General features: G+C 67.4%; 10 protein-coding genes. 4 read left to right on the top strand and 6 right to left on the bottom strand.

Annotation, left to right across the window (positions count from 1 at the left end; all coding sequences use genetic code 11):
- Nucleotides 1–61 precede the first annotated feature (61 nt).
- Genes A5784_RS24530 through A5784_RS24520 form a run of 3 tightly spaced genes read right to left on the bottom strand, consistent with a single transcriptional unit; the run spans nt 62 to nt 5,836 of the window.
- The gene (locus tag A5784_RS24530; RefSeq protein WP_064947477.1) at nt 62–691 is read right to left on the bottom strand and encodes a DUF7158 domain-containing protein; all 630 of its coding nucleotides are present in this window, start codon (nt 689–691) and stop codon (nt 62–64) included.
- A complete protein-coding gene (locus A5784_RS24525) occupies nt 688–4,866 on the bottom strand; it encodes a glycoside hydrolase family 38 N-terminal domain-containing protein (protein ID WP_064947476.1) in 4,179 nt (1,392 codons plus the stop codon). Before A5784_RS24525 ends, A5784_RS24530 begins: the two co-directional genes overlap by 4 nt.
- 10 nt (nt 4,867–4,876) lie before the next feature.
- The gene (locus A5784_RS24520; protein ID WP_064947475.1) at nt 4,877–5,836 is read right to left on the bottom strand and encodes a helix-turn-helix transcriptional regulator; all 960 of its coding nucleotides are present in this window, start codon (nt 5,834–5,836) and stop codon (nt 4,877–4,879) included.
- 61 nt (nt 5,837–5,897) lie between these two features.
- Here A5784_RS24520 and A5784_RS24515 point away from each other — a divergent pair, with 61 nt between their 5' ends.
- Together A5784_RS24515 and A5784_RS24510 are read left to right on the top strand one after the other, a co-directional pair.
- Complete coding sequence (locus A5784_RS24515; RefSeq protein WP_064947474.1) at nt 5,898–6,422, top strand: DinB family protein; 525 nt, start codon at nt 5,898–5,900, stop codon at nt 6,420–6,422.
- Between the two features lie 3 nt (nt 6,423–6,425).
- Nucleotides 6,426–7,028, top strand: coding sequence for a DinB family protein (locus A5784_RS24510; protein ID WP_064947473.1), 603 nt, complete (start codon nt 6,426–6,428; stop codon nt 7,026–7,028).
- Between the two features lie 34 nt (nt 7,029–7,062).
- On the opposite strand, the gene A5784_RS24505 is transcribed toward A5784_RS24510, so the two are convergent.
- Entirely contained in the window at nt 7,063–7,662 is a 600-nt protein-coding gene (locus A5784_RS24505; RefSeq protein WP_064947472.1) for a TetR/AcrR family transcriptional regulator, read from the bottom strand.
- 98 nt (nt 7,663–7,760) lie between these two features.
- Between A5784_RS24505 and A5784_RS24500 the strand changes: the two genes are divergently transcribed.
- Nucleotides 7,761–8,753 (top strand): oxygenase MpaB family protein, encoded by a 993-nt coding sequence (locus A5784_RS24500; RefSeq protein WP_064947506.1) that lies wholly within the window; start codon nt 7,761–7,763, stop codon nt 8,751–8,753.
- 60 nt (nt 8,754–8,813) lie between these two features.
- Here A5784_RS24500 and A5784_RS24495 read toward each other — a convergent pair whose 3' ends face one another.
- On the bottom strand, nt 8,814–9,104 hold the full coding sequence (locus A5784_RS24495) for a hypothetical protein (protein ID WP_064947471.1): 291 nt from the start codon (nt 9,102–9,104) through the stop codon (nt 8,814–8,816).
- A 228-nt stretch (nt 9,105–9,332) separates the two neighbouring features.
- Complete coding sequence (locus tag A5784_RS24490) at nt 9,333–10,589, bottom strand: MFS transporter (RefSeq protein WP_064947505.1); 1,257 nt, start codon at nt 10,587–10,589, stop codon at nt 9,333–9,335.
- Nucleotides 10,590–10,808: 219 nt separating this feature from the next.
- Between A5784_RS24490 and A5784_RS24485 the strand changes: the two genes are divergently transcribed.
- Entirely contained in the window at nt 10,809–12,173 is a 1,365-nt protein-coding gene (locus A5784_RS24485; protein ID WP_064947470.1) for an ABC1 kinase family protein, read from the top strand.
- The last annotated feature ends 13 nt before the right edge of the window (nt 12,174–12,186 follow it).

The following is a 12,186-nucleotide window of genomic DNA, read 5'->3' as shown; positions in this document are numbered from 1 at the left end:
GTGCTGTCTCTTCTTCGCGCAAGCGCTCATCAGTGCAATCTCTTCTTCGCGCAAGCGCTCATCAGTGCCTATGGGTGTTGTCCGGCTGCCGCGGATCCCCCGGATGCTCGTACCCGGGCGCAAGCTCGACCAGTTCGGCACACCGTACGTCGAGCCACAACCGGAAGGCACGGCGACGCGCCGCGGCCAGCAGGTGCCGGGCGATCTGATCGCGCACCTCGTCGAGCGAGGACGGTGCCGGCTTGGCTCGCCACCCCTGTTGCCGCCCTTCATGTTTCGCCGCGAAGCGCAACGGGTTGCGGTCGTGGTACGCGGCAACGTCCTCGTCGCTGATTTCCACAGCCCGAGTGACTTCGGCGAACACCGCCCGCGTGAGCGGCGTGGCCAGCACAGCGGCCGCCACACTGCCGATCTCCAGGCGCGCAGCGATATCCGGCAGCAGCTCGTCTTCACCGACAACACCGGCCGGCCCGATCCCGCGGGCGGCCGCCTCCACGGCGATGACGCGCTCTGCGACGACAAGCTGTGTCAGCCACCGACGCAGCTGCCTGCCCTCGCTCGTGCCTTCACGCGGGAGCGCCGACGCGAGGTTGCCTGCGCGCACCATCGCCTCCTTATCGTCGATCTCACCGACCAGCACCGGCTTACCAGCGACGGTCGCGGCCACACTCGTCGGGGCTCCGTGGTTCATCGCACCACCACCCGCACGGCCGGGGTATACAACAACCTCCCGGCACAGGCGACTCTGATCAGCGCCCACCATTGGCCCGGCTCGACCCATTTCGGTGGTGACACGTCGAACCCGATCTGCGCCGTCCCGCCGGCCGGCAGTTCAAACCCGACAGCCGCCGGCCCCATCCAATCCCAGGTCCCCCACGGACTGATCAGGTGTGCCTCGGCACTCAAGCCGGCCCGGGCATCGGTACCCACCTCAATCGACAGTTGGCCGCTGTCACCGGCTTTGACCTCTACGTCTTGAGGTTCGGTGCACAGCTTGAGCACCGCAGCACCCGGTGCGCCAATGGTCACCAGGCAGATGTCTTCGACCACCTGGCGCCACGACGGCGGCAGGGCGGCCGAGTCGGTTCCCGTGACCACCAGCTCCGCGCGGATCGGGTACAACCCGGGTGCGACACCGGCCGGCATGCCCACCGCCACCTCGGTTTCCAGATGCTCGTCGGGCGGAAGCACAAACGGGAGTTCGGCCGGCTCGGCCGTCCACCCCGGCGGAACGATGACCCGGACCCGGCCGTGCAGCGGGGCGTCGGTACAGTCGCTGGCCGCCGTCAGCCGTAACACCATCGGCGAATCTGTTGTCACGGTGAGGTTTTCCGGATGCAGATGCGCCACGGCGGGCAGGCCGCCGAGCGGTGCCGGGCCTCGGTTGTGCAACCAGTAGCGGGCATAGAGCGGTTGGGCGACCTCGGCCTCCGGGGCCAGTATGCGGTGCTCCGCCCGTAGCACCCGAGGCAGATTCAGCCGCGCCGCGACTGTCGCGATCTCAAAACCGTGTAGCCGCAACTTATGCCGCGACACCGATGACACGCGAGGCCGCTCAAGCAGGTCCATCCGCGTCGTCTCCGCGGAACGCAGCCCGGACCGGATCTTGACATCAGTTGCCCTGCCTGCGGTTTCGACCAGCCGGGCGGTGATACCGCCTGCCGGTTCGGCGGGCCGCACGCTGACGGAGGCCAAGGGGTTGCCCGTGGGCTTGAGGGCAGCGAGTTGCACGTGTCCGGCCGGCTCGATCTCCAGCAGAGAACCCCACACCGGCAGGCCGCCCGCGTGGCTGCGCCGAGTCGGTACCGCCCGCAGCGGCCGGTTGAACTCCGCCCCGCGTGCGCAGACGCCGACCGCGCGCCAGTCGCCGTCGCCCGCCACCACGGCGTAGTCGAAAGTGTGTGTCCAGTGCTGCAATTGAAAGTTCGTACCGTCGGGCGTGGTCCGTCGCGGCGGGTCGATCCACGTGCCGGAGGGCCAGCCGGTGCAGGACCGCATGAGTGAGGTGTGCAGGGTGCCGTCGGAGCCGACGGCGAACCCGGGAACGCCGCGGTTGAGTACCGCCACGGTGCGTTGCTCGAACGCTTCAGCCACGGTCGGCACGTGCTGGTCGACGACGATCTCGGCGTCGGCGAGGTCGTCGACCACCGCCGTGAGGTCACCGGCCAGGATCAGCACCGGAAGCGCCCGCGGGGCACGCAGGTCGGCGTCGGGCACCCACTGCTCGCGCAGCGGCGTCGCCGCGGGCACCCACACCCGGGCAGACCCCGTCGCGTCCAACTGACGTTTCAGTTCATTGCCGTAGGCGTCGTCCGACTCAGCGAGAACTGCTGCGGTGAACGAGTTTTCACTGGGCCCGCCAAGAGCCAGCCGGGTGTCGGGCAGGTTCGAATCCACCGCCAGGTTGCCATAGCGCGGTTTGTCGGCGCTGCTGCAGGTCGCGGTCACGCCGGCACGGACCAGCGCCACCACCAACTCGCGCGAGTCCACGGCGTCCGAGGAAAGGTCGGGTGTCACCACCTCGGCCACCGACACCGCACGCACCGCGTCTGCGACCTTGATGCGCACCGCCGAGGACAAGCCGAACCAGCCGTAGGCGGGATTGTCCAGCGTCCACGGATGCTGGGCCGAGTCCACTGCCGTCGGCTCACCATCGTGCATCAGCCCGAATCCACGCCCGATGACAGCGTCGCCGACCTCGCTGACCGGCAGCGCCCCGGGCACCGGGCACGGCCAGCGCAGTCGCAACAGCTTGTCGGATCCGGTGAAGTCGTCGATGGTGGTGCGGCAATCGACGCGGTCCAGGCCGTGCCACAGGGTGATCGTCTGGGTGTATCGCAGCAGCCCGTCGATACCGCCGCGCACAGTCACGCGCTGCCCTAAAGCGCTGTGTTGGCAATAGATTTCGTCAGCGTCGGTCCCGGACGAGCAGACCACCGGGCCTTTGGGTAGCAGATGCCACGGCCCCTCGCCTGCTTGCGGATGCGCCGGATACTCGTCATAGACTGCCAGTTCGTTGCCCACCGCACCGTCGGCGAGCAGTTCCCGGCCAGCCCGCAGCAGCGAGACCACCCCGCCGCCACGAGCTGGATCGACCGTCAGCCGGTAGTGATCGTTCTCGATGGTGCACCCGGCCAACGGTTCCCACTCCGCAGCGGAGCCATCGGTGAACCGGTAGGCCCGCCAACCCAGTGACGGCACATCGCGGGCCAGCCAGCTCAAGGTCCTGCCGCCGTGTTCGACCAGCACGGGCACCTCTGAGCCGTCGGCGTCGAGCAGCACGCCACTCAGCGGCTGGTCCAGGTGCACGGTCACCACGTCGGTGCGATTGTGCGCCAACGAATTCCACACGATGATCGAGCCGATCGCCGAGTCGTTGCGCTCCTGCCCGCCGTACCCGTCCACCGCATCCGACAGCAGTTGCAGCGCATTATCGCGGGCCGCGCGGCCCAGCTCCCAGGCGTCGCGCCAGCCGGTCAGCAGGTCGAGGTAGACCTGATCGGACTCCGACCCGGTGATGGCGTCGTGGTGGGCGCCGTAGGCCAGTTGAACCCAGGCTTTGGACAGTGCGGCCTGCGGATAGTCGGCACCGCCGAGGAGTCCCGCGAACACCGCGAAACGCTCGGCGTCGAGCACGGCGTCCTCGGCGGCCCGGTTGGCCTGTTTGGTGTCGATGTAGGACACGTCCTTGCCCGTGTAGATCGGGTTCATATCCCGAGTCTGCGGTGACGGTTTGACGCCGCGGGAGTCGAGTTCGGCGCGTACCGCGGCGAAGAACTCGCTCGGCAGAGCGCACACGAATCTCGGCCAGACGTAGCGGGCATTCCAGTCGCGGTGGATCTGGGTCACCCACTTGTTGGGCGGCGTGTAATCGGTGCCGACCGGCAGCAGCACATTGCGGGTCAGGGCCACGCGCTTGAGCTTGCTGAACAGCCGGTAGGTGGACTCCTCGGCATCGGTCAGCGTCGCCGCGGAATCCATCCACCAGCCGGCCGAGTAATGCGCGGGCATGTAGTGGGTGAGCAGCCCGCGACCCGATGGGGCGATCCACTCGAATTCGCTGGCGAACTGCATGCGTTCGGGGTCGCCGTCGTTCTGCATCGGACCCCACTGGTGATGCGGCCCGCGGGCCCAGGAGCTGGACGTCAGGCCCGCGTCGGCCGCCATGCCGGGGAACTGCGGGTCGTGCCCGAACACGTCGAGCTGCCACGCCGTCGCCGGGTTCGCCCCCAGCACATCACGCTGAAAACCCATGCCCGCCACGAAGTTCCGGATCGCGGTTTCCGGGCTGGTGAGGTTGGTGTTCGGTTCGTTGTATGCGCCACCCATGATCTCGACGCGGCCGTCGGCGATGAACCGGCGCAGATCGGCCCGGTCTTCAGGGTGCGCATCCCAGTAGGGCTTGAGGTAGTCCACCTCGGCCAGTACGAACTTGTAATCCGGTTCGCGGCGCGCCAGTTCCAGGTGGGCCGCCACCAGGTCGAATCCGTTGGTCTGCCGGCATCGGCCGGGCGGGTCTTCGGTCCACGCGCTGGTGTAGGCGGCTTGCGTGTTCCACCACACCGGGTCGTAGTGGAAGTGGCTGATCATGTACATGGTCCAGCCGGGCTCGGCGACGGTGAATTCGAATTCCAGTCCGTCGACCACCGCGGCGCGGGTGTCGCCGGGAACGGCGTCGCGCACGGTCACCGGCACCTCGACCACACCGTCGCCCGCGTCTGCGACGGCCTGCCCGGACAGACCGTCGCCGTCCACTCGGATGGTCGTCGCAACAGTGCATCCCGTGTAGCTGACCCGGGCCAGCTGCACCGGCAGATCCGAAGAACCGATGAACAATTCCGTCGACTCCGCGGCGATGACGCGCATGCAGCGAACCTTACGTTCGCGCGGCGCTGCGGGACAGGCGTTCGGCCATTGCCCGGACGGCGGTGGCCAGCTCGGGAGGTTCCAGCACCTCGAAATCGTGGCCGAGGGTGGCGAAGTACACCACCATGCGTTCGGGGTCGTCGGCGCCCGCTGTGACGATGCACGCATCCGGACCGTCCGCCTCAACGGTGGCCGAAGCCGGCGAAAACATCGGCGCCACAACGTCTTGCGGGGCCGCATAGCGCACCCGCGCCACATACCGATACGGCGATGAGCTGATCGCCCGCCGCACGTAGTCCGCGGGGTCGGGCGCGTCACGCGGCGTGAAGGTGCTGCCCAACGCCCTGACCTCGGACATCCTGTCCAGCCGCAGCGTGCGCCAGTCGGCACGGTCGCGGTCGTAGGCCATCAGGTACCACCGGCGCCCGGTGGTGACCAGTTGATAGGGCTCCAGCCTGCGCTGCGTGTTGTTGCCGCGGATGTCGGTGTACCCGGCGGCGACGTGTTCGCGGTCGCGGCAGGCGCGGGCCAGGGTCATCAGCACGTCGGGTGCGACGGGTGCGTCCGACGAGTTGGGCGACAGGGTGACGGTGGCGTCGTGCACGGCCGACACCTGTGAACGCAGCCGCGCCGGCATCACCTGGTCGAGCTTGGACAGCGCCCGTAGCGCCGATTCCCCGACGCCCGCGATGCTGCCGCCGGCGGCCAAGCGCAGGCAGACCGCCATCGCGACGGCCTCGTCCGGGTCGAGCAGCAGCGGCGGCAGCGCCGCCCCGGCGCCGAGTTGGTAGCCACCACCGTGCCCCTTACTGGCATGCACCGGATATCCGAGGTCACGCAGCCGCTCGACGTCGCGCCGGACGCTGCGGCCCGTGACGCCGAGCCGCTGGGCCAGTTCCTCGCCCGACCAGACGCGACGCGACTGCAGCAGGCCGAGCAGTTGCAGCACCCGACTGGTCGTTTCGCCCATGCGGCAAGTCTGCCGCACTCTTAGGACAGAACCTGTCCGCTATGGATGCGAAGGTGGCTTCATGCAGAGAAACCCGCTGGCCGATCAGCTGGACTACCACTGGACCCACCAACTGCGCCCCCGGCTCGACGGACTGACCGATGACGAGTACGTCTGGCAGCCGGTTCCCGACTGCTGGACGGTCCATCCCGACGGCGCCATCGACTTCAGTTATCCCCCACCTCAGCCGGAGCCGTTCACGACCATCGCGTGGCGGCTGGGGCACGTCATCGTCGGTGTCTTCGCCATGCGGAACCACTCGCACTTCGGCGGGCCGCCCGCCGACTACCAGACCTGGCCGTACGCCACCGATGCCGCCACGGCGCTGGCCCAACTCGACGACGCGTACCGAATTTGGATCGACGGCGTCCGATCGCTGAGCGAGGATGACCTCAAGCAGCCCTGCGGGCCCGCGGAAGGACCTTGGGCCGAGTACTCCATGACTGAACTGATTCTGCACATCAACCGGGAGGCCATCCACCACGGCGCCGAAATCGCCTGCATCCGCGACCTTTACGTCCATTCCACTCACAGCCAGGAGAACTGAACCATGCCCGGAATGCCCCCACCCGCCGCCGACGAGCGTCAGACCCTCATCGAGTTCCTGCGCCACAACCAGAACGCGTTCGTGGCGGTGTGCCACGGCTTGACCGACGAGCAGGCCCGCTCCACTCCGTCGGTGAGCGCGCTGTCGGTCGGCGGCCTGATCAAACACGTCACCGCGGTGCAGCACAGCTGGGCCGATCGCGTCAGGTCGGCCCCGGATTTCCCGCCGCCGGACCCGCGGCCCATGGAGGAGGTCATGGCCGAGTACGCCGACCAGCACGTGATGCGCGAGGACGAAACCCTCGACGACCTGGTCGCTGCGTTGACGGCGGAGAACGCCGCCACGCTGCAGGCCTTCGCCGATGTCGATCTGGGTGTGCCCGTCCCGGTGCCGCAGGAGGTGCCGTGGTTCCCCAAAGACATCGAGCACTGGTCGCCGCGCTGGGTGGCCATGCATCTGGTGGAGGAGCTCTCCCGGCACGCCGGGCATGCCGACATCATCCGGGAATCCATCGACGGCGCAACGATGTACGAGTTGATGGCCGCTGTCGAGGAATGGCCGGAGACCGAGTGGATCAAACGGTGGCGGCCCGCCGCCCAAGTCTGATTGGCGGCCCGCCGCCCAAGTCTGACTGGCGCCCCTAACGCCCCAACACGAGGCGCAGCGCGTGTTCGACCACGGCGTCGAGATCGTCCCCGAGATGCCCGGCCAGCCACTGCTGGGCCAGCTCGGCCATCGCGCCGGTGTACATGGCGGCGCCGACCTGAGCGGCCACCGGGTCCGAGCCGGGATGCAGCCGGCCGCCCTCGGTCAGGACCGCTTCGCGCAGTAGATCGTGGGTGGCAGTACGACGCGCCGCCAGCACGGGGTTGGCCCTGGCGTCGGTGAACAAGACGCGGCCGCGCCGCGGATCGGCGGAGCTGAAGCCCAGCACCGCGGCGATCCCGGCGCGGGTCCGCGTCCGCACCGAATCACCCGCTCCCGCCATGGCCTTCTCGAGTTCGGCCGCAAGTGCCGCGGCCACCTGGTCGTAGACGGCGCCGAGCAGGTCGTCGGTGTCGGCGAAACTCTCGTAGAAGTAGCGGGTGTTCAGGCCGCACTCGCGGCACACCGAACGCACCGACAGCGCGGCCTCACCGCCCGCGCCGAACAGGCCGAACGCCGCGTCGATCAGCTGCGCGCGGCGTTCGGCACGGCGGTCCGTCAGCGGCACGCCCGCCCACCGGGTGGGAGTCGACATCTGTACAGGGTAAGTCTGGTCACGGGTGTAGCCAAAATGTATTGTGGTTACAACCGTAGCCAGATTTCACGGAGGAGTCTCACGTGTCCGTGCCGTTCATGCCGCACCAGTTCGTCGGGCAGTGGCTGAATCAGAAATTCGACGCCGACATCCGCCGGAACTATTTCCGCGGGATGGATTTCGAAGGGCCAACGGGTGACCCGGGTTGGTTCGGCCCAGGCAGCGCGGTGTGGCATGTGCACTCCCACATGCACGCCCTGATCTTCGGGTTGCAGTGCGCGGCCTACCTGGAGCGCCTCGACCCGTCGATCTACTGGATGGGCATGCACCACTCGCGCCTGGTGAAGCGCGACGACGACGGGCAGGCCATCCCGCAGATCGACCCCAAGGGCGCCGCCGTACGCCTGGGCCACTCGATCGCGTTCTTCATAGGCACTGCGTACGGCTCCACCGACACCGCCGAACGACTCGCCAAGGCCGTGCGGGCCATGCACCACACCATCAAGGGCGTCCGGCCGGACGGCGCGCCCTACGACGCCGACGATCCCGACTGGTTGCGCTGGAATTACGCAACGGTGGTCTGGGGCCTGGCCACCGCGCACGAGCTGTACCACCCACAACCGTTGCGCGGCAAGAAACTCGACCGCTACTACGGCGAGTTCATCCGCGTCGGGCACGCCCTCGGCGGCACCGACCTGCCCGCCACCAAGGCCGAGACGCTCGACTGCCTCAAGTCCTACCTACCCAAACTCGCGCTCACCCACGGGGTAGCCATGGCCACCGGGCCGAATGTGCCACTGCCGCAGAGCGCGATCGACTGGGCGATCCGCGACACCATGCCCAAATGGGCCATGCAACTGATATCGCACCAGTCCCCCAACATCATCGAGCGCACCGCACGGCGGGGCCTGGTGTGGTCGACCATCAACGGTCTGGAGTTGGCGGCCGGGCCTATTCCGGAGTTCCGCCAGGCCCAGACGCGGGTGGCCCACGGCGTAGATCCGGCTCTGGAACCACATACCGAGCCGTCGTACGTATTGGGCAGCGACCCGGTCCGCAGCCGCGAGGAGGTCGAGCGCAGCTTCGCCTGAGACACGCGAAATACACTGAGCCCCTGGCCGGTTGGCCAGGGGCTCAGTGTATTGGGCGGGTCAGCTGCGGTGTTCGCCGCGGTGGCCGTAGAAGGAGTGGTCCCAGTGGTGCCACGGCCAGAAGCCCCAGAAGCCCCAGTCGCGGTGCTCGCGATGCTCGCGGTATTCGCGGTGCTCGCCCGAATCGTGCCGGTAGTCCACCGAGTAGCTGCGGGAGTGATCCGAGGGACCCGGATCGGCGTTGGCGCCTGCGGCCAGCCCCAGGGCGGCACCGCCCAGGATGCCTGCGGCGGCGACCGGAGCCGCAACGAAGCGGGCGAAGAAGCGGGACTTGGTGTTGATGGTGGTCATCTGAGTTCTCCTGTGTGAGTTGGGTTTTGATTGCTTGTGACGCTGTCACGCCTATGAAACTACGGGGCCACCAACTCGGTGTCGCGGTTGTGCGCACAACCCGCGCTACATCCGCTTTTCCGGAGATTCGCGCATTGTGCTCAGGCGTTGGATTTCCGCCAAATCGACTGAGCCCCTGCTCGATTCGAATCGAGCAGGGGCTCAGCGGCGACCCGGTGAGGCGCACTTCTACTGCAGAACAGCACCTTTCGTTTCCGGCAGGGCGAACGTGCAGACCAGACTGACCAGGACGACGCCGGCCATCATGGCACCGACAGCCGCTGTGCCCCAGGTGGCCAGCAGCGGCGCCGCGACGATCGTCGGCACCGCGCCGCCGATCAGCCCCGCGAGGTTCAGGGACAGACCGGCACCGCTGTAGCGGTACCTGGTGCGGAAAATCTCCGGTATGAAGGCCGCCATCGGCCCGTACGAACTCGCGGCGACCGCATAGGTACCCGACATGGCGAGCGTGAACAACGCCGCATCGCCGGTGTCGATCAGCGGAAGCACGACGAACGTCCACGGGACCCCGACGGCCAACGCCACCATGATGACGCGGCGCCGGCCGAATCTGTCGCTCAGCACAGCGCTCAGCGCGTTGAACACCACCACGATCACTCCGCCGAGCAGACCCACCTGCAGGATCAGGTTCGGCGAAAAGCCGACGCGGGTATGGGCATAGCTCATCAGATACGCATTGGCCATGTAGCCCAACGCGAAGAATCCGATCATGCTGCCCGCGGCCAGAAGCACTTCGCGCCGCTGGCTGCGCAGCAGTGCGGTCAGCGGTGTGACCGGCGCATCGCCGCGGACCTGGCCGGCGAACACCGGTGTCTCAGCGACGTTGAGCCGGACATAGAGCGCGATGACCACCAGCACTGCGCTGAAGAGGAACGGGATCCGCCAGCCCCACACGACGAAGGCGTGGCTGGATTCGCCGATGGTCTTGTTCACCGCGAGGAACAGCAGGCTGCTCATGACCAGTCCGCTGCCCACCCCCATCTGGGTGAACATGCCGTAGCGGCCCCGCGCGGCCGGCGGTGCGTACTCGGCCGACAGCAACGCGGCACCTGCCCATTCGCCACCGACCGCGAATCCCTGCACGAGCCGCAGGGTCAGCAGGATCAGCGGCGCGGCCATGCCGATCGTCGCCGCACTGGGAACCGTGCCGACAGCGACCGTGGACAGGCCCATGATCAACAAGGTGGCGATCAGCGTCGACTTGCGGCCCAGCCGGTCACCGAAATGCCCGAAGAACGCCGCACCCAGCGGCCGCGACAGAAATGCCGCCGCGAAGGTCGCCATCGACGCGACGGTTGCCATCGTCATACCGAGATGCGGGAAGAACACCTTCGGGAACACCAGCGCCGCCGCCGTGCCGTAAATGTAGAAGTCGTAGTACTCGATGGCAGATCCGACAAAGCTGGCCATCGCCACGCGCTTCATCGGGGTGCCCTGGGATTCCTGCAGAATCGTGGCCATTTTCGCTCCTCAGCGGGTTGTTTGGGCTGAAGCTACGAAGCGCGGCCACCGATCGCGCGGTTGTGCTCACAAGCGGGCCTAACCAGCGATCTTGAGGTTCTGCGCATTCTGCTCACGTCGCGTCCTTGTGATACACAGCACACCCATTTTTGGCGGTACCGGCGGTTTTGAGACACTGCCCTAATGAGCACTCCCCCCTCGAAAACAAAACAGCGCGAGGGAGCCAAACTGGATCGGGTGCCCCTGCCGGTCGAGGCCGCACGCATCGGCGCGACGGGTTGGCAGATCACCCGCACGGGCGCCCGCGTGGTCACCAACCTCCTCGGCAAGGGCTCTCTGCAGCAGAAGATCATCAGGCAGGTCCCGCAGACGTTCTCCGATCTCGGCCCCACCTACGTCAAGTTCGGGCAGATCATCGCGTCCAGCCCCGGCGCCTTCGGTGAACCGCTGAGTCGCGAGTTCCGCAGCCTGCTGGACCGGGTGCCGCCCGCCGACGCGGACGCGGTACGCAAGCTGTTCAAAGAAGAGCTCGGCGACGATCCGCAGAACCTGTTCCAGTCGTTCGACGAGAAGCCGTTCGCCTCGGCCTCGATCGCCCAGGTGCACTACGCGACCCTGCACTCCGGCGAGGAGGTGGTGGTCAAGATCCAGCGGCCGGGTATCCGCCGTCGCGTCGCCGCCGATCTGCAGATCCTCAAGCGCGGCGCACAGATCGTCGAGCTGGCCAAGCTGGGCCGCCGGCTCTCGGCACAGGACGTGGTGGCCGACTTCGCCGACAACCTCGCCGAGGAGCTCGACTTCCGGCTGGAAGCCCAGTCTATGGACGCGTGGGTGTCGCACATGCACGCATCGCCGCTCGGCGAGAACATCCGGGTGCCGCAGGTGTATTGGGACCTGACCAGCCAGCGGGTGCTGACGATGGAACGCGTGGCCGGCATTCGCATCGACGACGTGGCTGCCATCCGTAAGGCCGGTTTCGACGGTACGGAACTGGTGAAGGCGCTGCTGTTCAGCGTTTTCGAGGGTGGCCTCAAGCACGGCCTGTTCCACGGCGACCTGCACGCAGGCAACCTGTATGTGGATCACGACGGCAAGATCGTGTTCTTCGACTTCGGCATCATGGGCCGTATCGATCCGCGTACCCGCTGGCTGTTGCGCGAGCTCGTGTACGCCCTGCTGGTCAAGAAGGACCATGCCGCGGCGGGCAAGATCGTGGTGTTGATGGGCGCGGTGGGCACCGTCAAGCCCGAGGGTGACGCTGCCAAGGACCTCGAGGCGTTCGCCACCCCGCTGACCATGAAGTCGCTGGGCGATATGTCCTATGCGGAAATCGGCAGGCAGCTCTCGGCGCTGGCCGATGCGTACGACGTCAAGCTGCCCCGCGAGCTCGTGCTCATCGGCAAACAGTTCCTCTACGTCGAGCGGTACATGAAGCTCCTCGCCCCCAAGTGGCAGATGATGAGCGATCCGCAGCTCACCGGCTATTTCGCCAATTTCATGGTGGATATCAGCCGGGAGCACAAGGACATCGACGGGGCCGACGCGTAGATGGCCGACGAGC

This window comes from Mycobacterium sp. 852013-50091_SCH5140682 (genome assembly GCF_001665685.1).
Lineage (GTDB): Bacteria > Actinomycetota > Actinomycetes > Mycobacteriales > Mycobacteriaceae > Mycobacterium.
The sequence above is the reverse complement of the archived record's forward strand: the minus strand, read 5'-3'. Positions and strand labels throughout refer to the sequence as shown.

Excerpts from the sequence above, each read along its gene's own strand:
- A5784_RS24520 (WP_064947475.1), bottom strand. The coding sequence starts at position 5,836 with ATGGGCGAAACGACCAGTCGGGTGCTGCAACTGCTCGGCCTGCTGCAG.
- A5784_RS24485 (WP_064947470.1), top strand. The coding sequence starts at position 10,809 with ATGAGCACTCCCCCCTCGAAAACAAAACAGCGCGAGGGAGCCAAACTG.
- A5784_RS24515 (WP_064947474.1), top strand. The coding sequence starts at position 5,898 with ATGCAGAGAAACCCGCTGGCCGATCAGCTGGACTACCACTGGACCCAC.
- A5784_RS24510 (WP_064947473.1), top strand. The coding sequence starts at position 6,426 with ATGCCCGGAATGCCCCCACCCGCCGCCGACGAGCGTCAGACCCTCATC.
- A5784_RS24500 (WP_064947506.1), top strand. The coding sequence starts at position 7,761 with ATGCCGCACCAGTTCGTCGGGCAGTGGCTGAATCAGAAATTCGACGCC.
- A5784_RS24530 (WP_064947477.1), bottom strand. The coding sequence starts at position 691 with ATGAACCACGGAGCCCCGACGAGTGTGGCCGCGACCGTCGCTGGTAAG.
- A5784_RS24505 (WP_064947472.1), bottom strand. The coding sequence starts at position 7,662 with ATGTCGACTCCCACCCGGTGGGCGGGCGTGCCGCTGACGGACCGCCGT.
- A5784_RS24525 (WP_064947476.1), bottom strand. The coding sequence starts at position 4,866 with ATGCGCGTCATCGCCGCGGAGTCGACGGAATTGTTCATCGGTTCTTCG.
- A5784_RS24490 (WP_064947505.1), bottom strand. The coding sequence starts at position 10,589 with ATGAAGCGCGTGGCGATGGCCAGCTTTGTCGGATCTGCCATCGAGTAC.
- A5784_RS24495 (WP_064947471.1), bottom strand. The coding sequence starts at position 9,104 with ATGACCACCATCAACACCAAGTCCCGCTTCTTCGCCCGCTTCGTTGCG.